This window comes from Pseudomonas putida (assembly GCF_016406145.1).
Lineage (GTDB): Bacteria > Pseudomonadota > Gammaproteobacteria > Pseudomonadales > Pseudomonadaceae > Aquipseudomonas > Aquipseudomonas putida_E.
The window spans coordinates 713,402-732,974 of sequence record NZ_CP066306.1; the positions used below are offsets into that span (position 1 = coordinate 713,402).

Here is a 19,573-nt window from a genome sequence, read left to right on the forward strand (position 1 = left end):
CTGTGGAAAAGACCGCGCATTCTAACGCAGCAGGGGATATGTAAGCACTGAGCAAAAAATGATCAGTATTCTGCAGGGCACGTTGGCCAAGGGCTGCAGCCGCTTTCCCGCAGGTTATCCACAAGCGGTTCCACAGTCATTGTGAACAACTGATGACCTTCGCCGCGCTGTGGTGGAGGATGCCGTGGCGCCGCGCCAAGGCGTGGCGGTCCTTGCTGTAGCCGCCGCCGATCACGCCGACTACCGGGATATCCCGCCCCAGGCAGTGGCGCATGACATGCTCGTCGCGCGCAGCCAAGCCAGCATCGGTCAGTTGCAGATAGCCGAGGGCATCGTCCTTATGGACATCCACGCCGGCGTCATACAGCACCAGGTCGGGTTGATACAGCGGCAACAGGTAGTTGAGCGCGTCTTCCACCACCTTCAGGTAGGCGGCGTCACCCATGCCCCGCGGTAGCGGAATGTCCCAGTCGCTGTGGGCCTTGCGCGCCGGGAAGTTCTGTTCGCAGTGCAACGATACGGTGATGGCGTCCGGGGTGTCCTGCAGGATGCGCGCGGTGCCATCGCCCTGGTGCACGTCGCAATCGAAGATCAGCACCCGGTGCACCCGCCCGGCCTCAAGCAGGTAGCGGCTGATCACGGCCAGGTCGTTGAAGATGCAGAAACCGGCTGGGTGGTCAAAGTGGGCGTGGTGGGTACCGCCGGCCAGGTGGCAGGCCAGGCCGTGTTGCAGCGCCATTTCGGCAGCCAGCAACGAGCCGCCCACTGCCCGCACGGTGCGCCGCGCCAAGGCCTCGCTCCAGGGCAAGCCCAGGCGGCGCTGGTCCTCGCGCGACAGTTCGCCGTGCATATAGCGCTCGATGTAGTCGCGGTCGTGGGCCAGGGCGAGGATGTCGTTGGGGCAGATTTGCGGGCGCAGCAAAGCCTGGTCGGTGGTCAGCCCGCTCTCGACCAGGTGGTCGCGCAGCAGGCGGAACTTGTCCATGGGGAAACGATGCTCGGGTGGGAACTCCGGGCTGTAGTCATCGTGGTAGATCAGCGGCAACGGCATGGTGGGTTCGCAATCGGGGCCAGTGCTGATCTTGCCAGTTGTTGGGTTGTGGGTAAAAGTACTGCGCCGCGCCTACGCTGAACCTGTAGCACGGCAAAACCGGAGCACGCCCCATGACCCCCATCCTTGAACTGGAAAGCGCCCGCCTGGTGTTACGCCAATGGCATGACGACGACCTGCGCGAGTTCGCCGCCATGAGCGCCGACCCGCAGGTGATGCGTTACTTTCCAGCGCCCATGACGCGGCTGGAGGCGGCGGCACTGATCGGCAGGATCCGCGGCCATTTCAACGAATACGGCTTCGGCCTGTGGGCCCTGGAACGCAAGGACAGCGGCGCCTTCATCGGCATGACCGGCCTGCTCAACGTCAACTTCGATGCGCCGTTCGCGCCGGCCGTGGAAATCGGCTGGCGCCTTGCCCGGCGGCACTGGGGCCTGGGCTTTGCCAGCGAGGCGGCGTGGACCTGCCTGCGTTGTGCTTTCGCCCAATTGCGCCTGGAGGAGGTGGTGTCGTTCACTACCGAGGCCAACCTGCCGTCGCAGAAGGTCATGCAGGCCATCGGCATGGTGCAGGACCTGCAAGGCAGTTTCGAGCACCCGCGCCTGCCCGCCGGGCACCCGCTGCGGCCCCACGTGCTGTACCGCATCGACCGGCCCCGCTGGGAGCAGACCTTGCGCGCTGAATGAGCGGTCATGCGCGGTGCCGATGACAAACCCTGTATCATTTGCCTTCATGAAAGCGCCGTAGAGCTGTGATGCCTTGCTAGGAGAACCCCCGATGAGTCATGTGTTGGACGACCTGGTCGACCTGTTGAGCCTCGAATCGATCGAGGAGAACCTGTTCCGTGGACGCAGCCAGGACCTGGGCTTCCGCCAGCTGTACGGTGGCCAGGTGCTGGGCCAGTCACTGTCGGCGGCCAGCCAGACGGTCGAAGACGCGCGCCATGTGCATTCGCTGCACGGCTACTTCCTGCGCCCGGGCGATGCCAGCCTGCCGGTGGTCTATTCGGTAGACCGTGTGCGCGATGGCGGCAGCTTCAGTACCCGGCGCGTGACGGCCATCCAGAAGGGCCAGACCATTTTCACTTGCAGTGCGTCGTTCCAGTACGACGAGGAAGGTTTCGAGCACCAGGCGCAGATGCCTGATGTGGTCGGGCCGGAGAACCTGCCGAGCGAGGTCGAACTGGCCCGCGCCATGGCTGACCACCTGCCTGAGCGCATTCGTGACAAGGTGCTGTGTGCCAAACCGATCGAGATACGCCCGGTCACCGAGCGTGACCCGTTCAACCCCAAGCCGGGCGACCCGGTGAAGTACACCTGGTTCCGCGCCGACGGCACCCTGCCGGACGTGCCCGCGCTGCACAAGTACCTGCTGGCCTACGCCTCGGACTTCGGCCTGCTGACCACCTCGCTGCTGCCCCACGGCAAATCGGTGTGGCAGCGCGACATGCAGATCGCCAGCCTCGACCACTCGTTGTGGTTCCACGGCAACCTGCGCGCCGATGAGTGGCTGCTGTACGCCACCGACAGTCCTTGGGCCGGCAATGCCCGTGGTTTCTGCCGGGGCAGTATCTACAACCGTGCCGGGCAGCTGGTGGCGTCGTCTTCGCAGGAAGGCTTGATCCGTCACCGCAAGGACTGGGCATGAGCCTGGCCGATATCCGCAACTGGGTGTTCGACATGGACGGCACCCTTACCGTGGCGGTGCATGATTTTGCCGCCATTCGTGAGGCGCTGGAGATTCCGCCCGAGGACGACATCCTCACCCACCTGGCGGCATTACCTGCGGCGCAAGCGGCCGCCAAGCATGCCTGGCTGCTGGAGCACGAACGCGACCTGGCGGTAGCCTCGACTGCAGCTACCGGTGCCGTGGAGCTGGTGCGGGAGCTGGCCGGGCGTGGCTGCCGGTTGGGCATTCTTACCCGTAATGCGCGTGAGCTGGCGCATGTCACGCTGGAGGCGATCGGCCTGGCGGATTGCTTTGCAGTCGAGCACGTGCTCGGTCGTGACGAGGCGGCGCCCAAGCCCAACCCCGATGGCCTGCTGAAGATCGCCAGTGCCTGGGGTGTGGCGCCGAGCGAACTGGTGATGGTGGGTGACTACCGCTTCGACCTGGATTGCGGGCGAGCGGCCGGGGCGCGCACAGTGCTGGTGAACCTGCCGGATAACCCATGGCCGGAGCTGGTGGACTGGCATGCGGTGGACTGCCGGGCTTTGCGGGCGTTGCTGGGCTGAGTTTTCGGTCGTCTGCGCTTGCCCTGCCGCCGGCAAGTTGATCAGCGCTGCTGAAGGCTGCCCGAGCACCTGTGGGAGCCAGCTTGCCGGCGATAGGGCCGTTACTGTCTATGCTCACCCCCAGTCTTTTCCCCAAATGGAGAACCAGCCATGACCCATAAAGCCATCTACGTGCAACCCGGCGGGGGCTACGACAAGGTCGAAGTCGGCACCTGTGAGGCTGCTGCGCCCAAGCCCGGCGAGATCACCGTGCGCCTGCACGCCAGCTCCCTCAACTACCACGACTTTGCCGTGGTCAGCGGCATGTGGGGGCCGAGCGAGCGGCGCATTCCCATGGCCGATGGCGCTGGCGAAGTGACCGCTGTCGGGGCGGGCGTCAGTGAGTTCAAGGTAGGCGACAGCGTGGTCAGCACCTTCTTCCCGGACTGGCTCGATGGCCAGGCACTGGTCGAAGGCTTCGCCAGCGTGCCGGGCGACGGCATCGACGGCTACGCCCGTGAACAGGTCACCGCCCGCGCCACTTCCTTCACTCTGGCACCCAAGGGCTACAGCCACGCCGAGGCCGCCACCCTGACGACCGCCGGCCTCACGGCCTGGCGTGCGCTGATGAGCGACGGTCACCTCAAGCCCGGTGACACCGTACTGGTACAGGGCACCGGCGGCGTGTCGATCTTCGCCCTGCAGTTCGCCAAGCTGGCAGGCGCCACGGTAATCGCCACCTCGTCCAGCGATGCCAAGCTCGAACGCCTCAAGGCCCTGGGCGCTGATCACCTGATCAACTACAAGAGCACCCCGGCCTGGGGCGAGAAGGTGCGTGAGCTCACCGGCAACCGTGGCGTCGATCATGTGATCGAGGTGGGCGGGCCGGCGACGCTGGAGCAGTCGATGATTGCCGCACGGATCGGTGGCCATGTGTCATTGATCGGCATCCTTACCGGTGTCGCCGGGCAGTTGCCGCTGGTTCAGGCGCTGGTTCGGCAGATCCGTCTGCAGGGTGTGCTGGTGGGTAGCCGCGCGCAGCAGCAGGCGATGGTCCGGGCGATCGACGCCAACGGCTTGCTGCCTGTGGTGGACAAGCATTTTGAACTGGAGCAGATCGTCGAAGCGTTCCGCTACCAGGAGAGCAACCGGCATTTCGGCAAGATCTGCCTGACCTGGTAATCGCCCGCTTCAGTCCGGCAACAAGCGGTCCCGGCTGTTGGACAGATGCAGGCAGATCGCCGCCCGCGCCGCATCCGGGTCTTGCCGGCCAATGGCGTTGAGAATCGCCTCATGCTCCAGGTTGGCCAGGTAGGCATGCCGGGCCAGGTTGGCCCCGGCGCGTTCGGCGATGGCCATGCGGTTGCGAGGAATCAGGCCATTGCCCAGCTGCGCCATCATCTCGCTGAAGTACAGGTTGCCGGTGGCCTCGGCGATCAGCAGGTGAAAGCGGCGGTCCGCTTCGATGCAACTGTCACCGGCCGCGGCGAGGTCCTGATAATCGTCCAGCGCCTGGCGCATGCGTGCCAGGTGTTGTTCGTTGCGGCGCACGGCGGCGAGGGCGGCTGCCTGGCCCTCGAGGCCGATGCGCAGTTCCAGCAGGTCGCGCACGCTTGCGGCATTCTCCACTCCCACCCGCAACCCGGCCTGCGCCGGGCGCGCCATCACGAACGTACCAATCCCGTGGCGCGGTTCTACCAGGCCAGAGGCCTGCAGCTTCGACAGGGCTTCACGCACCACGGTGCGGCTGACACCGTGCTCGCGCACCAAGGTGTTTTCCGACGGCAGTTTGTCGCCCGGCTTGATGGTGCCCAGCAGGATCTGCTGGGTCAGGCTGGAGACCAGGTCGTGGGCACGGCTGTGGCCTGTTTTGCGGGGCTGCTGGGGCATGGGCCGCTCCGGTTGGCGAGTTAGCTTGTACGACAAGTTAGCCGATAAAAATATTTTCTGCCTGTTTTTTCGCGGCGCTGGGTAACCTGAAAAGTGATCTTAGGAACGTTATCGCCGCTTTTATACGATCTATAAGCTTGTATTTTGTGTTTTTAACGACAATCGCCATCTTGTCGTACAACTTCGCCGCGCATATGCTCTGCCCACTGTCATGTCAGACCACCTCGACCCGCACAAAAACAATTAGTGGGAGATACACAAGTGAACGACACCCTCGATCCGTCTGCCCGTAACGGCGGCGACGTGCTGGCCAGCGCCGTGGCCAAGGTCAAGCGCCACGTCCTGCCGCTGTTCGTGATCATGTTCATCGTCAACTACCTCGACCGCGTCAACATCGGCTTCGTCCGGCCGCATCTGGAAAGCGACCTTGGCATCAGCGCTGCGGCCTATGGTTTTGGTGCCGGGTTGTTCTTCATCGGCTATGCGCTGTTCGAAGTGCCCTCGAACATGCTGTTGCAGCGCGTCGGCGCCCGCCTGTGGCTGACCCGCATCATGTTCACCTGGGGGTTGGTGGCCACTGCCATGGCCTTCGTGCAGAACGAAACCCAGTTCTACGTGCTGCGCTTTTTGCTCGGTGTTGCCGAGGCCGGCTTCTTCCCTGGGGTGATCTACTACTTCACCCGCTGGCTGCCAGCCGCCGAACGCGGCAAGGCGATTGCCATCTTCCTCAGTGGCTCGGCGCTGGCCTCGCTGATCTCCGGCCCCCTGGCCGGCGCGCTGATGCAGATCCAGGGCCTGGGCATGCATGGCTGGCAGTGGATGTTGTTCATCGAGGGCATGGCCTCGGTCACGCTTTGCTTCTTCGTGTTCTTCTGGCTCGACTCCAAACCGCACGACGCCAAATGGCTGAGCAAGGCCGAGCAGGATGCGCTGGTCGATACCATCGACCGCGAGCAACGTGAGCGCGAAGCCACCGGCACCGTCAAGGTATCGTCCTGGAGCTTGCTCAAGGACCGCCAGATCGTGCTGTTCTGCCTGATCTACTTCTGCATCCAGCTGACCATCTACGCCGCGACATTCTGGTTGCCCAGCATCATCAAACGCATGGGTGACCTGAGCGACCTGCAGGTCGGCTTCTTCAACTCCATCCCATGGCTGATCTCGATTCTGGCCATGTATGCCTTCGCCGCTGGCTCCTCACGCTGGAAGTTCCAGCAGGCCTGGGTGGCTGCGGCCCTGGTGATCGCGGCCATCGGCATGTTCATGTCGACCACGGGCGGGCCGGTGTTCGCCTTTGTCGCGGTGTGCTTTGCCGCTATCGGTTTCAAGTCGGCCTCGTCACTGTTCTGGCCGATCCCCCAAGGCTATCTGGACGCGCGTATCGCTGCTGCGGTGATCGCCCTGATCAACTCCGTGGGCAACTTGGGCGGCTTCGTCGCGCCCACCACTTTCGGCCTGCTCGAGCAGCAGACCGGGTCGATCCAGGGTGGCCTGTACGGCCTGGCCGTGACCTCGGTGCTGGCGGCCATTGCGGTGTTCTTCGTGCGCACTCGCCCAAAGGGCGTCCCCTCCAATGACCTCAAGGCCCCTTCGGCCTTGGGCCAGACCCACTGATGACTGCGAGACAACAATCATGAACATGCAGACGACTCCCGCACTCCACACCAGCACCCCCGTGGTCACCGACCTGCGCGTGATCCCGGTAGCCGGCCATGACAGCATGCTGCTCAACCTCAGTGGCGCCCATGGCCCGTTCTTCACCCGTAACGTTGTGGTGCTGCGTGACAGCGCCGGCAACACGGGCCTGGGCGAAGTGCCCGGCGGCGAGAAGATCCGCCAGACCCTGGAAGATGCCCGCAGCCTGGTGGTCGGCCAGCCGATCGGCCACTACCAGCGTGTGCTCAATGCCATGCGCCAGACCTTCGCCAACCGCGATGCTGGCGGGCGTGGCCTGCAGACCTTCGACCTGCGCATTACCGTGCATGCGGTGACGGCCATCGAATCGGCGCTGCTGGACTTGCTCGGCCAGCACCTCAATGTGCCCATGGCCGCGCTGCTCGGCGAAGGCCAGCAGCGCGACGCGGTGAAAATGCTCGGCTACCTGTTCTATATCGGTGACCGCCAGCAGACTGACCTGGCTTACCGCAACGAGGCCGACGCCGATGATGACTGGTTCCGCCTGCGTCACGAGAAGGCACTGACCCCTGAGGCCGTGGTGCGCCTGGCTGAAGCCGCCAAGCAGCGCTATGGCTTCAGCGACTTCAAGCTCAAGGGCGGCGTGCTGCGTGGCGAAGAGGAGATGGAGGCGGTGACGGCGCTGGCCGAGCGCTTCCCCGAAGCGCGTATCACGCTTGACCCCAATGGCGCCTGGTCATTGCAAGAGGCCATCGCCCTGTGCCGTGACAAGCACCACGTGCTGGCCTATGCAGAAGACCCGTGCGGTGCCGAAAACGGCTATTCGGGCCGTGAGGTGATGGCCGAGTTCCGCCGTGCCACCGGCTTGCCCACCGCCACCAACATGATCGCCACCGACTGGCGCCAGATGGGCCATGCGATCCAGTTGCAATCGGTGGACATCCCCTTGGCCGACCCACACTTCTGGACCTTGCAGGGCTCGGTACGGGTGGCGCAGATGTGCAACGACTGGGGCCTGACCTGGGGTTCGCATTCGAACAACCACTTCGATATTTCATTGGCGATGTTCACCCAGGTAGCTGCGGCGGCGCCGGGTGAGATCACGGCGATCGACACCCACTGGATCTGGCAGGACGGCCAGCGTCTTACCCGCGAGCCGCTGCGCATCGTCGACGGCCATGTGCGCGTGCCAGAGCGCCCAGGGCTAGGGGTGGAGCTGGATGAAGACCAACTGGCCAAGGCCCATGAGTGCTACCGCAGCATGGGGCTGGGAGCGCGGGATGACGGTGTGGCGATGCAGTTCCTGATCCCGGGCTGGACGTTCGATAACAAGCGGCCTTGCCTGGTGCGTTGAAGCCCGTGGCAAGCCGGCCCACAGGTACCCCGCTGCTCTCAAGCTCAGCGCAAACCAGTGGGAGCCGGCTTGCCGGCGATTGGGCTGCGCAGCAGCCCCCTCACCCCGCCTCAAAAAATGCCCGAGCCATCGCCACAAACGCGCCCAACACTGGATTCGGATTATCCCGGCAATACGCCAGAAAGATCTCCGCCTGCTGGTCCATCCCCATCAGTGGCTTGAACACCACCTGCTCCAGCCGCAGCGCCTGCGCCGATGCCGGCACCACCGCACAGCCCAGCCCGACATTCACCAACCCCAGAATCGAATGCGTCTGCCCCAGTTGGTGCAGATAACGCGGCTGCACCTCGTGGCGGGCAAACAGATTGGCGATGCGATCATGGAAGTAGCGCCCCTCGTTTGCGCTGTACATCACGAACGGCTGCTGATCGAAATCGATCGGCTTGAGCCGCTCGCGCGCTGCCAGTGCATGGCCGACGGGGAGGGCGGCGACGAAGGGCTCGCGGTGGATCGGCAGGTACTCCACGCGCGCGCTGGGTAGCACCTGGCGCACCAGACCGACATCGATCAGCCCCGCCTCCAGGTCATGCACCTGGGTTGCGGAGATACGCTCGCTGAGCACCAGTTCGATGTCGGGTACGGTCTTGGCGGCGTGCACCAGCAGGCGCGGGATCATGCTGTAGGCCCCGACTGCTGTGAAGCCCAGCGTCAGTCGGCCAGCCTCGCCATGGGCAATGCGCCGGGCCGACTGGCTGGCACATTCGGCGATCTGCAGTATGCGCCGGGCATCTTCCAGAAAGCTCTGCCCGGCGAGTGTGAGCCGCGCCTGGCGGTTGTTGCGCTCAAGCAGCAGCACCCCCAACGAATGCTCCAACAGCTGGATCTGCCGGCTCAACGGCGGTTGGGTCATGTGCAGGCGGCTGGCGGCACGGCCGAAATGCAGCTCCTCGGCAACCGCTACGAAGCAGCGCAGCTGGTGCAGCTCCATGATTCAATTCCTGAATTATTCGATCCACCATCTATATTAGACCTGTATCGCATGCCGGCCTAGCATCGAGTCACACCTTTGAAGTTGCCGGATATCAACGATGAACAACGACAACACTGCAGCCGTCGAGCTGCTGCTGACCCAGCCGGTACCGGATGCCATCGATGCGCAACTGGTCAGTGCCTACCAGGTGCATCGGCTGTATCGACATGACAATCCTCAACAACTGCTCGATGAAGTCGGCCCTCGTATTCGTGGGGTGGTCACCGGTGGCGCCAAAGGCTTGGCCAATGCGCTGATTGATCAACTGCCAGCGCTGCAGATCATCGCCATCAGTGGCATCGGCACCGACGCTGTCGACCTGCACCACGCGGCGAAGCGCGGCATACATGTCACCACGACCCCGGGGGTGCTCACCGATGACGTGGCCGATATGGCCATGGGGTTGATCATCAACACACTGCGCCGCCTGGGCGAAGGTGAACGTCTGGTGCGTGACGGCTTGTGGGGCACGGTCAACCTGCCGTTGGCGCGCAAGGTCAGTGGTAGTGCGCTGGGCATCGTTGGCCTGGGGCAAGTCGGCAAGGCCATCGCGCGCCGCGCTGCCGCCTTCGACATGCATATTGCCTACAACGGCCGGCGCGAACAGCACGGCTGTGGCTACCGCTTCGTCGCTGACCTGGTCGAACTGGCGCGTTCTGTGGATGTGCTGGTGGTGGCGGCCTCGGCTGATGGCGGCAAGGTGCTGGTGAGCGCCGAGGTGCTCGACGCGCTGGGCCCGCAGGGCTACCTGATCAACGTGGCGCGCGGCAAGTTGGTGGATGAAGGCGCACTGGTCGAGGCCTTGCGCGAACGGCGCATTGCCGGTGCCGGGCTGGATGTGTTCGTCGATGAACCCCATGTGCCACCGGCTTTGTGTGACCTCAACCAGGTCAGCCTGCAGCCACACCGTGGCAGCGCCACCCTGCAGACCCGCCTGGAAATGGGGCAAATGGTGCTGGACAACCTCGCAGCCTGTTTCCGCGGCGAGGTGCCGCCGAACTGCGCGTAACCCCATCGCCGGCAAGCCGGCTCCCACTGGGAGCCCACTGCTTTGCAGCCCGGTGATGTGCCTGTAGGCGCCGGCTTGCCGGCGATAGGGCCACTAGCGACACCACAAGGCCACACCTTCTCTGCACAAGAACAATCGCTTCCATCGAGAAGCAAGAGGGTACACATGAACAGCAAATCCGCCGTCGCCGCACCGCAGGCCGTCGCCGCAATCGGCCGCCATCGCTTCCTTGTCCTGGCGCTGATCTTTGTCATCACGGTCATCAACTATGCCGACCGCGCCACCTTGTCGATCACTGGCACCGAGGTACTCAAGGACCTCGACCTGGACCCGGTCATGCTCGGCATGATCTTCTCTGCCTTCGCCTGGGCCTACGCCCTCGGCCAGGTGCCAGGCGGCTGGTTGCTGGACCGCTTCGGTGCACGCCGCGTGTATGGCCTCAGCCTGATTCTCTGGTCGCTGTTCACCCTGCTGCAAGGCACAGTGGGCTGGCTGGGCCTGGCCGGTGTGTCGGCTGCGGTGGCGTTGTTCTCCATGCGTTTCATGCTCGGCCTGGTGGAGTCACCGGCATTCCCGGCCAACTCGCGCATCGTCAGTTGCTGGTTCCCCACCCGCGAGCGCGGTACCGCATCGGCGCTGTTCAACTCGGCGCAGTACATGGCAGTGGTGGTGTTCGCGCCGCTGATGGCGTGGATGACCCACACGATGAGCTGGGAGCAGGTATTCATCTGGATGGGCGTGCTCGGCCTGCTGCTGAGCGTGGTGTGGTTCCGCCTTTACCATGAGCCGCACAGCGCACCGGGGTTGAGCCGTGAAGAGTTCGATTACATGCGTGAAGGCGGAGCGCTGGTCGACCTGGAAAAAGAGCGCAAGACGGCCAAGAGCAAACCGACCCGCGCGGAGCTTGCGCAGCTGTTCACCAGCCGCAACCTGTGGGCGGTCTACCTGGGGCAGTACTGCATCACTGCGCTCACCTATTTCTTCATCACCTGGTTCCCGATCTACCTGATCAAGGGCCGTGGCATGACCATCATGGAGGCCGGCTGGGTGGCCGCGTTGCCGGCGATCTGCGGCTTTACCGGCGGCATCCTTGGGGGCTTCGTGTCCGACTGGCTGATCCGCCGTGGCGTGCACCCGTCCAGGGCGCGCAAGACGCCGTTCGTGATCGGCATGGCGTTGTCCACCACCTTGGTGCTGGCCAATTACGTGGATGGCAACGCGGCGGTAATTGCCCTGATGACCTTGGCATTCTTCGGCAAGGGCCTGGCAGCGGTGGGTTGGGCGGTGCTGTCGGATGTGGCACCGAAGAAAATGGTCGGCCTGTGCGGTGGCGTGTTCAACGGCATCGGAAACATTGCCGGCATCGTCACCCCGCTGGTGATCGGCTACGTAGTGGCCAGCACCGGCTCCTTCGACAACGCACTTTGGTTCGTGGCCGCCCACGGCGTGCTGGGGATCTTCGCTTACCTGTTGCTGGCCCGGCGCTTCGAACGGACGGGGCAGGCGTAGGCAGACGCCTGAGCAACAGAGGCCCCGGGAGACCGGGGCTTTTTTGTACCTGTTACGCATACCCAGATGAAAAACAAAACCCTCAAATGGCCATCAGGCGCGTCTGGACATGCCATCCACGACATCTGACGTTTATGGAAAAGCGCTGTCGTGATCGAACAGTTGCGAGGCGTTCTCGTGTAATTTCCTGCAGCCTCAGCCGGCTTAAATGAACCCCGAACCGCACTGACGCCCTGCTTTGTGACGCGCGCCAAAGATCAACAACAGCGCGCAAGCAAGGTGTCGACTCATTGAATCCAAAGGAGATATTTTCGCCTACGCCTGCCCGTCCTTCCTTGTGTCAGCAAAAAGAGAACAACATCAATGAACACCGTGGGAACTGATGGCAACCTTGCACAAGGTTTCAAGCCACGTCATGTAACGATGCTGTCCATCGCGGGCATCATCGGCGCCGGTCTTTTCGTCGGCTCCGGGCACGCCATCGCGGCAGCCGGGCCAGCCACCATTGTTTCTTACTTCGTGGCCGGGACCCTGGTGGTGCTGGTCATGCGCATGCTCGGCGAAATGGCCGTGGCGCACCCCGACACCGGTTCGTTCTCCACCTATGCCGACCAGGCCATCGGCCGCTGGGCCGGCTACACCATCGGCTGGCTGTACTGGTGGTTCTGGGTGCTGGTGATCCCGATCGAAGCACTGGCCGCCGGGCATGTGCTCAACGCCTGGTTCCCACAGGTGGACAGCTGGATCTTCGCCCTCGCTTCCGTACTGCTACTGGCGTGCACCAACCTGTTCAGCGTGGCCAAGTACGGTGAGTTCGAGTTCTGGTTCGCCATTCTCAAAGTCACGGCAATCCTTTGTTTCATCGGCTTGGGCTTTGCGGCCCTGATGGGCTGGTTGCCCAACCGCGAAGTCAGCGGGTTGAGTGGGTTGATGAGCGCCTACGGCGGCTTTGCGCCCAACGGCTGGTCTGCCGTGATTGGTGCATTCATCACCGTGATGTTCAGCTTCATCGGCACCGAAGCGGTGACCATTGCCGCCTCCGAATCCAGCGACCCGTCGCGTAACATCGCCAAGGCCACGCGCTCGGTGATCTGGCGCATCAGTACCTTCTACATCCTGTCGATCTTCGTGATCATCTCGATCGTGCCGTGGAACGACCCACAGCTTGCGGTGGTGGGTTCTTACCAGCGGGCGCTGGAAATCATGAACATCCCCAATGCCGCCTTCATGGTCGACCTGGTGGTGCTGGTGGCCGTGACCAGCTGCATGAACTCGTCGATCTATATCGCTTCGCGGATGATGTACTCACTGGCCAAGCGCGGTGATGCACCGGCCTTCCTCAACAAGACCTCAAAGGTCGGCGTGCCACGCGCTGCCGTGTTCGGCAGCACCCTGATCGGCGCGGCCATCGCCATCCTCAACTACTTCGCACCCAAGGGTGTGTTCGAGTTCCTGCTGGCCAGCTCCGGCGCCATTGCGCTGCTGGTTTACATGGTCATCGCCATCTCCCAGCTGCGCATGCGCCGCCGCCTGGAGCGTGAAAACGCGGAACTGAAATTCCGCATGTGGCTGTTCCCTTGGCTGACCTGGGCGGTGATCATTTTCATTGGCGGGGCGCTGGCGGTGATGATGTATACGCCCGAGCACCGGGTGGAGGTGACCGCTACATTGAGCCTGGCGATCTTCATTTCCTTCCTTGGCATCGTCACCGCGCGCGGTCATGAGCGACAGGCGGCGGGGGTGCGCTCGCTCGGTTGAGCGGCGGCTGTGATGCCTCCATGGTGGCCGGGTTGATCGGCCACCATGGACCGTTCGGCGTGATGTATCCGTGCCATCACTTTTTTCGTACACTCCGGTCTCCTAGCTTGCAAGGGAGTGTGCAACATGTGTCGTGGGATTCGACTGGCCTTGGCCTTGAGTATGTTGCACCTGCCACTGGCGCTGGCCAATGAAGCACCAGGCGACCCGCTGCTGGACACGCCGAGCGTCGGTAACACGGGCGCCGAGCACAGCGCCCGTGGCGTGTTGCGCGCGCGTCACCAGGCAGTGCTGGCCAGTGAGCTGGCCGGGCGTATCGTCGAAATGCCTTATGCTGATGGCGAGGCCTTCAAGAAGGGCAGCACCCTGGCGCGCTTCGACTGCTCGGCCTACCAGGCCCAGCTCAATGCCGCTCAAGCGGCGGTGCGCGCAAGCCGCGAAGAGCTCAACCACAACCGTCAACTGGCCGCATTGAAATCGGTGGGGCAGTTCGAGGTATCGCTGGCTGAGGCCAAGCAAGCCCAGGCCCAGGCCGAAGCCCAGGTCTACCAAGTGCAGGTCAAGCGCTGTGTGGTCACTGCCCCGTTCGACGGGCGAGTGGTACAACGCCGTGCCCAGCCTCACGAAAGCGTCGCCAACGGCGCACCGCTGGTGGAGGTGGTGGACAATCGTTCGCTGGAAATCCAGCTGCTGGTGCCTTCGCGCTGGCTGGCCAGGCTCAAGCCTGGGCAAAGCTTTCAGTTCACCCCGGATGAAACCGGTCAGCCGCTTGGCGCCACGGTCAAGCGTGTGGGCGCGCGAATCGATGAAGGCAGCCAGACGCTGCTGCTGATCGGCGAACTGCCCACCGACACCCACGGTTTGCTGGCGGGCATGAGCGGTACGGCCAGCTTTGCGCAGCAGCCATGACCGCCGCTGCCCATGGTACGGCGGAGCGGGCCTTCGCCTTGTTTCTGGGGCTGCAGCGCCAGGCGCGCCAGGCCACCAGTACCGAGCAGCTGGCGTATGCCATGGTCAACGACGGCCAGGCGATGTTTGGTTTTCGCCATGCCGCGTTACTGATCGCCGGCAAGGTGCAGGCGCTGACAGGCATCAGCGTGGTGGAAGCCAATGCACCGTTCGTGGCGTTTGTCGAACGTGCCGTGGGCAAGTTGCAGGCAGCGGGTTTCGCCGGGCAGGCCGGCGAGGTCGAGCCAAGCGTGCTGGATGCCCAGACACTCGCCGACTGGCAGGCGTTGTCGGCTGGGCAAGCCTTCTGGTTGCCATTGCACGACCGCAAGGGTGAGGCCTTCGGCGGCTTGTGGCTGGCCCGCGAGCAGGCGTTCAACGCCGCCGAGCAGGCCTTGCTGGTGCAGTTGGGGGAAACTTATGCGCATGCCTGGCAGGCGCTGAACCCGGTGCGCCCGTGGCGCCTGCGCTGGCCGCGGCGGCGCTTGCTGGCGGTGCTGGCGGCCGCGCTGCTGTTGCTTTTGCTGCCGGTGCGCCAGTCGGTGCTGGCGCCGGCCGAGGTGGTGCCGCGCGGTGGCTGGGTGGTGGCGGCGCCGCTGGACGGGGTGGTGGCCGAGTTCCTGGTCAAACCCAACCAGCGTGTGACAGCGGGGGATTTGCTGGTGCGCTTTGATGCCACCGCCCTCAAGGCCCAGGCCGATGTCGCCGCACGCACCTTGGGCGTGGCGGAGGCCGAACTCAAGGTCAGTGCCCAGCGCGCCTTTACCGATGCCGACTCTAGCGCGCGCCTGGACTTGCTGGCCGCACGCGTCGAACAGAAACGCGCCGAACTCGACTATGCCCACCAGTTGCTGGCGCGCAGCGAGATCCGCGCCGAACGTGACGGCATCGCTGTGTTCGCCGATGCCGAGCGCTGGACTGGCAAACCGGTGCAGACCGGCGAGCGGCTGATGCAACTGGCCGACCCAGTGCAGGCCGAACTGCGCCTGGAGTTGCCGGTCGGCGATGCCATCGCCCTGCAGCCGGGGGCCGAGGTGGCGCTGTTCCTTGACAGTGACCCACTGCATCGGCACGTGGCGCAGCTTGAACGTGCTGCCTACGAGGCGCAAACCAACGCCGCCGGGCAGCTTGCCTACCGGCTGGATGCGACCTTCGTCGAGGCCTCACCACGCATCGGCCTGCGCGGTACGGCAAAGCTGTACGGCGAACGCGCGCCATTGGCCTATTACCTGCTGCGCCGGCCTCTGGCGGCCCTGCGCCAAGGGCTGGGCCTGTAATGTTGCCGGCGCTGCGTGCGGACCTGCAGCTCTCGCCAGCGGCACCGGCGTTGGACGGTGCCCCGCAATGGACCTTGGCCGACCCGTTGCGCGGCCGTTATTTCAAGCTCGGCGCGGCTGCGGTGCGTTTGCTTCGCCACTGGCCGCTGGGTGAGCCGCAACGGGTGCTGGCAGCTGCCAATGCCGAGCCGGGCCTGCCCCTGGATACTCAGGCGGTAGAGGACCTACTGGCGTTTCTCGGCCACCACGACCTGCTCAGCGCCAACGATCCCAAGCAGCGCCAGAGCTATGCCGTGAAGGCCGCCGCCAGCCAACAGGGCCTGTGGCACAAAGCGTTGCACCAGTACCTGTTCTTCCGCATCCCGCTGTGGCGCCCGGATGCCTTCCTCAACCGTACCTGGCCGCTGCTCGAGCGCCATGGTGGCTGGCTGCTGCGCGTTGGCCTGCCGGCGCTGCTGGTGCTTGGCCTGTTCCTGGTGATTCGTGACTGGTCGCGCTTCATCGCCACGTTCCCGCACCTGTTCAGCCTCGGCGGCATGCTCGCCTTTGGCCTGGCCCTGGCTTTCGCCAAGCTTTGCCACGAGTTCGGCCATGCCTACATGGCCAAGCGCGCGGGCTGTCGTGTGCAGAGCATGGGGCTGGCGTTCATGGTACTGCTGCCGATGTTCTACACCGATGTCAGCGACGCCTGGCGCGTCAGCGACCGGCGCTCACGGCTGCTGATAGATGCAGGTGGCGTATTCGCCGAGCTGGTACTGGCGGTGTTGGCACTGCTGGCCTGGTCGCTGCTGCCCGATGGGCCGCTACGCACCGCAGCGTTCATGCTGGCCAGTGCCACGTGGATCACTACCTTGCTGGTCAACCTCAACCCGTTCATGCGCTTTGACGGGTACTTTCTGGTCAGTGACCTGTTAGGCGTGGAAAACCTGCAGCAACGCGCGTTTGCCCTGTGCCGGTGGCGCTTGCGCGAGGCGTTGTTCGGCTATGGCGAGACGATGCCCGAGCCGTGGCCACCGGTAATGCGCCAGCGCCTGCTGATATGGGGCTATGGCGCCTGGGTCTGGCGTGCGCTGTTGTTCTTTGGTATCGCCCTGGCGGTGTATCACCTGTTCTTCAAGGTGCTGGGCATCTTCCTCATGCTGGTGGAACTGGTGTGGTTCATCGGCTTGCCGGTATGCAAGGAGCTGCAGCAGTGGTGGCTGCGCCGTGACCAGGCCCAGCCGCGCAAGGCGCTGGGGCTTGGCCTGGGGTTGATGCTGCTGCTGGCGCTGCTGGCCGTGCCTTGGCGCGGTGCAGTGGAGGTGCCGGCGATGCTCGAGGCGTCGCGGGTGAGTGCCTTGCATGCACCTGTGGCGGCGCGAGTGAAGCAGTTGCAGGTGCACGATGGCCAGACGGTCGCTCAGGGGCAGTTGCTGCTGGAGCTGGAATCGCCGGACCTGGATTCGCGCCTGAAGATCGTGCGCCGCGAAATAGAAACTCTGCAGTTGCTGTTACGCCGTCAGGCCGGGCGCAGCGCTACCGCCAGCGATGCCGGGGTGCTCGAGCAGCAACTGGCCGAGGCAGTGGCCGAGTACCGTGGCCTTGCCGCGCAGCGTGAACGCTTGCAATTGCGCGCGCCGGGTGCGGGAGTGTGGCGCGACATGCCCAGGGACCTGCAGGCGGGGCAGTGGGTCAATACAGGCCAGGCCCTGGGGCGGGTCGTCGAACCGGGGGTGCGCCTGCGTGGTTACTTGGGCGAGGCCGATTTGTGGCGCGTGGCGGCTGGCAGTGAAGGGCGCTTCATTGCCGATGACCCGGCTCGGGCGGCGTTGCCCGTGCGTGTGGAGCAGGTGGATGCTACCGGGGTTGCCGCGCTGGAACTGCAGGCGCTGGCGTCTGACCGGCATGGCCCGGTGGCCGTGCGCCGCGATGGCCAACAGCGGGCCCAGCCGCTGCAGGCGCAGTACGGGGTGCGCCTGAGCCCGCTGACGGATGTGGCTGATGTGGCCCAGCCGTTGCGTGGGGTGGTGGTGCTCGAGGGTGCCCGCGAGTCGCTGCTGGGCGCTGCCTGGCGCCGGTTGGCGGCCTTGGGAGTGCGCGAGAGTGGTTTCTAGTGCGAATTCACTGCAAGGAGCAGCCATGAGCGAAGTCTCGCTGCCGCTATGTTCCCGACTGCCTCTTGCCATGGACCTGCCGGCATTGCTGCAGGCTTTGGCACGGGTGGAGGCAGGGGCCTGGCAGGCGCATTTCAACCGCGGTTATCACGAGGGCGACTGGAGCGGTGTGGCGCTGGTCAGTGCCGAGGATGCTCCTGTGCCGCTTGCACCGGGCCGGGGCGCGCCCGTGAGGCAGGACTGGTGGCGCCATGAGACGGCGTGGCAGGCCGCGCTGGGGCCATTTCGCGCATCCCTGCAGGCCGCACGTCTGCTGCGCCTGGGCGAGGGCGCGCGGATTCACGAGCACCGCGACCCGGACCTGGGTCGCCCTGGAGGCTGCCTGCGCCTGCATGTGCCACTGCTGAGCCCACCTGGTGTTGAATTTATCGTCGACGGCCTGCAGGTCCCCATGCAGGCTGGCGAGTGCTGGTTCGTTGACCTGTCACGTGCGCATCGGGTGCACAACCCCGGCCCCGGTGAGCGTATCCACCTGGTGCTCGACTGCTTGGCCGACAACTGGCTGCTCGGGTTGATCGAACAGGGGCGGGCACTAACCCCGGCATTGAGCCCGGGGCGGGCAGTGCAGGCATTCGAGCGCTTTCGTGAGCAAGTGGCGCATGCCCCTGCACTGGCAGCCAGGCTGCAGGCGCTGGACGATCCACGGGCATTCATGGCCGCGGCCATTGCCCTCGGTGCAACCATGGGCCTGGTGTTTTCCGAAGCCGAAGTGCTGAGTGCCATGCGCCAAGGCAAGCAAGCATGGAGCGATCAATGGCGAATCTGAATGCGCCAGGCGGTTTTCACGGCTGGATGCCCATTCGCCTGTGGCGTGACAAGGCTGAGTGGCGCCTGGACTGGTGCTGGTTTGGCCAGCAGCCCCTGACCAGGCCGTTTTTCCGAGACGACGTCGATCAGGCGTTACGCCTGCCGTTCAACCAGGCCCTGCGCCGCGACACCAACTTGCAGGCACTGTTGGACTGGCAAGTGCGCAGCCCAGGCCTGGAACCTTCGGTGCTGGTGTTCCATGCCTCGCGATGTGGCTCCACGCTGATCGCACAACTGTTGGCCAGCCAGGCGCGCAACATCGTTCTCAGCGAGCCGCCACCCCTGGACAACCTGCTGAGGGCATCGCTGCAGGACCCAGGCGCCAAGGACTGGCAGGCCGAAGGCGTGCGCGCACTGCTTTCAGCCTACGGCCAGCGGCGCCAGGGCGATGAGCGCCAGCTGGTGATCAAACTTGATGCCTGGAACGTGTTCGAAGCGCCCTTACTGGCCGAACTGTACCCCGAAGTGCCGAGGGTCTTCCTGTATCGCGACCCACTGGAGATCGTTGTCTCGCAGTTGCGCCAGGCTGGCATGCACCGGGTGCCGGGCCTGCTTGGCGCTTCGGCGCTGGACACCTTGTTGGGCAGCGGCAAGGGCATGGACACGGTGCAATACACCTGCCGGGTGGTAGGCGAGATCCTCAAGGCCGGCCTGCAGCTATGCCGGGAACACGGCGGCATTGCCGTCAACTACAGTGAACTGCCTGAGGCCATCTGGGGGCGCCTGGCCCCAGTGTTCGGGGTGATGCCCAGCGATGTGCCGAGGTTGCGTGAAGTGGCAGCGTTCGATGCCAAGCAACCAGGCATGAACTTCAGTGCTGACAGCCAGCGCAAGCGGGCACAAGCCAGCGAGCAAGTACTTGAAGGTGTGCGTAAATGGGCGCTAGAACCCTATAAGTGCTTGGAATTCATACGCTTGCATAACGCCTGAAAACTGGCG

17 protein-coding genes are annotated in these 19,573 nt (G+C 64.5%); 14 read left to right on the forward strand and 3 right to left on the reverse strand.

Annotated features, from left to right (window positions below; all coding sequences use genetic code 11):
• Positions 1-136: 136 nt before the first annotated feature.
• Positions 137-1,051 carry a histone deacetylase gene (locus tag JET17_RS03285; protein WP_012312592.1) on the reverse strand — a complete coding sequence of 305 codons (915 nt, stop codon included), beginning with the start codon at positions 1,049-1,051 and terminating at the stop codon, positions 137-139.
• Between the two features lie 113 nt (positions 1,052-1,164).
• Between JET17_RS03285 and JET17_RS03290 the strand changes: the two genes are divergently transcribed.
• The 4 genes from JET17_RS03290 (at position 1,165) to JET17_RS03305 (ending at position 4,446) form a co-directional block, all read left to right on the forward strand.
• Positions 1,165-1,737 (forward strand): GNAT family N-acetyltransferase, encoded by a 573-nt coding sequence (locus JET17_RS03290; protein WP_012312593.1) that lies wholly within the window; start codon positions 1,165-1,167, stop codon positions 1,735-1,737.
• 91 nt (positions 1,738-1,828) lie between these two features.
• Entirely contained in the window at positions 1,829-2,698 is an 870-nt protein-coding gene (tesB, locus tag JET17_RS03295; protein ID WP_012312594.1) for an acyl-CoA thioesterase II, read from the forward strand.
• A complete protein-coding gene (locus JET17_RS03300) occupies positions 2,695-3,285 on the forward strand; it encodes an HAD family hydrolase (protein ID WP_012312595.1) in 591 nt (196 codons plus the stop codon). The genes tesB and JET17_RS03300 overlap by 4 nt, the downstream gene beginning before the upstream one ends.
• A gap of 150 nt (positions 3,286-3,435) precedes the next feature.
• Positions 3,436-4,446, forward strand: a complete 1,011-nt coding sequence (locus JET17_RS03305) for a zinc-dependent alcohol dehydrogenase family protein (protein WP_012312596.1) — start codon at positions 3,436-3,438, stop codon at positions 4,444-4,446.
• Between the two features lie 9 nt (positions 4,447-4,455).
• Here JET17_RS03305 and JET17_RS03310 read toward each other — a convergent pair whose 3' ends face one another.
• Positions 4,456-5,154, reverse strand: coding sequence for a FadR/GntR family transcriptional regulator (locus JET17_RS03310; protein ID WP_012312597.1), 699 nt, complete (start codon positions 5,152-5,154; stop codon positions 4,456-4,458).
• A gap of 261 nt (positions 5,155-5,415) precedes the next feature.
• On the opposite strand from JET17_RS03310, the gene JET17_RS03315 reads away from it, so the two are divergent.
• Both JET17_RS03315 and gudD read left to right on the forward strand, forming a co-directional pair.
• On the forward strand, positions 5,416-6,768 hold the full coding sequence (locus JET17_RS03315; RefSeq protein ID WP_012312598.1) for an MFS transporter: 1,353 nt from the start codon (positions 5,416-5,418) through the stop codon (positions 6,766-6,768).
• Between the two features lie 19 nt (positions 6,769-6,787).
• Complete coding sequence (gene gudD, locus JET17_RS03320; RefSeq protein WP_012312599.1) at positions 6,788-8,143, forward strand: glucarate dehydratase; 1,356 nt, start codon at positions 6,788-6,790, stop codon at positions 8,141-8,143.
• A 100-nt stretch (positions 8,144-8,243) separates the two neighbouring features.
• On the opposite strand, the gene JET17_RS03325 is transcribed toward gudD, so the two are convergent.
• A complete protein-coding gene (locus tag JET17_RS03325) occupies positions 8,244-9,131 on the reverse strand; it encodes a LysR substrate-binding domain-containing protein (RefSeq protein ID WP_012312600.1) in 888 nt (295 codons plus the stop codon).
• Positions 9,132-9,231: 100 nt separating this feature from the next.
• On the opposite strand from JET17_RS03325, the gene JET17_RS03330 reads away from it, so the two are divergent.
• The 8 genes from JET17_RS03330 to JET17_RS03365 all read left to right on the forward strand — a co-directional run bounded on the left by JET17_RS03330 (position 9,232) and on the right by JET17_RS03365 (position 19,564).
• Positions 9,232-10,182, forward strand: coding sequence for a 2-hydroxyacid dehydrogenase (locus tag JET17_RS03330; protein WP_012312601.1), 951 nt, complete (start codon positions 9,232-9,234; stop codon positions 10,180-10,182).
• Positions 10,183-10,347: 165 nt separating this feature from the next.
• A complete protein-coding gene (locus tag JET17_RS03335; RefSeq protein ID WP_012312602.1) occupies positions 10,348-11,691 on the forward strand; it encodes an MFS transporter in 1,344 nt (447 codons plus the stop codon).
• 363 nt (positions 11,692-12,054) lie between these two features.
• Positions 12,055-13,449 carry a GABA permease gene (gene gabP, locus JET17_RS03340; RefSeq protein WP_012312603.1) on the forward strand — a complete coding sequence of 465 codons (1,395 nt, stop codon included), beginning with the start codon at positions 12,055-12,057 and terminating at the stop codon, positions 13,447-13,449.
• A 162-nt stretch (positions 13,450-13,611) separates the two neighbouring features.
• Positions 13,612-14,358: an efflux RND transporter periplasmic adaptor subunit gene (locus tag JET17_RS03345; protein WP_233100432.1), complete on the forward strand. Its 747-nt coding sequence runs from the start codon at positions 13,612-13,614 to the stop codon at positions 14,356-14,358.
• Positions 14,355-15,674, forward strand: coding sequence for an efflux RND transporter periplasmic adaptor subunit (locus JET17_RS03350; protein WP_012312605.1), 1,320 nt, complete (start codon positions 14,355-14,357; stop codon positions 15,672-15,674). Before JET17_RS03345 ends, JET17_RS03350 begins: the two co-directional genes overlap by 4 nt.
• Positions 15,674-17,767, forward strand: coding sequence for a biotin/lipoyl-binding protein (locus tag JET17_RS03355; RefSeq protein ID WP_012312606.1), 2,094 nt, complete (start codon positions 15,674-15,676; stop codon positions 17,765-17,767). Before JET17_RS03350 ends, JET17_RS03355 begins: the two co-directional genes overlap by 1 nt.
• A gap of 25 nt (positions 17,768-17,792) precedes the next feature.
• Complete coding sequence (locus JET17_RS03360) at positions 17,793-18,593, forward strand: aspartyl/asparaginyl beta-hydroxylase domain-containing protein (protein ID WP_012312607.1); 801 nt, start codon at positions 17,793-17,795, stop codon at positions 18,591-18,593.
• Complete coding sequence (locus tag JET17_RS03365) at positions 18,581-19,564, forward strand: sulfotransferase family protein (protein ID WP_012312608.1); 984 nt, start codon at positions 18,581-18,583, stop codon at positions 19,562-19,564. Before JET17_RS03360 ends, JET17_RS03365 begins: the two co-directional genes overlap by 13 nt.
• Positions 19,565-19,573 lie beyond the last annotated feature (9 nt).

Coding starts and splice junctions, on each gene's coding strand:
- JET17_RS03345 (WP_233100432.1), top strand. CDS start 13,612: ATGTTGCACCTGCCACTGGCGCTGGCCAATGAAGCACCAGGCGACCCG.
- JET17_RS03290 (WP_012312593.1), top strand. CDS start 1,165: ATGACCCCCATCCTTGAACTGGAAAGCGCCCGCCTGGTGTTACGCCAA.
- JET17_RS03285 (WP_012312592.1), bottom strand. CDS start 1,051: ATGCCGTTGCCGCTGATCTACCACGATGACTACAGCCCGGAGTTCCCA.
- JET17_RS03360 (WP_012312607.1), top strand. CDS start 17,793: ATGAGCGAAGTCTCGCTGCCGCTATGTTCCCGACTGCCTCTTGCCATG.
- JET17_RS03330 (WP_012312601.1), top strand. CDS start 9,232: ATGAACAACGACAACACTGCAGCCGTCGAGCTGCTGCTGACCCAGCCG.
- JET17_RS03305 (WP_012312596.1), top strand. CDS start 3,436: ATGACCCATAAAGCCATCTACGTGCAACCCGGCGGGGGCTACGACAAG.
- JET17_RS03325 (WP_012312600.1), bottom strand. CDS start 9,131: ATGGAGCTGCACCAGCTGCGCTGCTTCGTAGCGGTTGCCGAGGAGCTG.
- JET17_RS03355 (WP_012312606.1), top strand. CDS start 15,674: ATGTTGCCGGCGCTGCGTGCGGACCTGCAGCTCTCGCCAGCGGCACCG.
- gudD (WP_012312599.1), top strand. CDS start 6,788: ATGAACATGCAGACGACTCCCGCACTCCACACCAGCACCCCCGTGGTC.
- tesB (WP_012312594.1), top strand. CDS start 1,829: ATGAGTCATGTGTTGGACGACCTGGTCGACCTGTTGAGCCTCGAATCG.
- JET17_RS03310 (WP_012312597.1), bottom strand. CDS start 5,154: ATGCCCCAGCAGCCCCGCAAAACAGGCCACAGCCGTGCCCACGACCTG.
- JET17_RS03300 (WP_012312595.1), top strand. CDS start 2,695: ATGAGCCTGGCCGATATCCGCAACTGGGTGTTCGACATGGACGGCACC.
- JET17_RS03365 (WP_012312608.1), top strand. CDS start 18,581: ATGGCGAATCTGAATGCGCCAGGCGGTTTTCACGGCTGGATGCCCATT.
- JET17_RS03335 (WP_012312602.1), top strand. CDS start 10,348: ATGAACAGCAAATCCGCCGTCGCCGCACCGCAGGCCGTCGCCGCAATC.
- gabP (WP_012312603.1), top strand. CDS start 12,055: ATGAACACCGTGGGAACTGATGGCAACCTTGCACAAGGTTTCAAGCCA.
- JET17_RS03350 (WP_012312605.1), top strand. CDS start 14,355: ATGACCGCCGCTGCCCATGGTACGGCGGAGCGGGCCTTCGCCTTGTTT.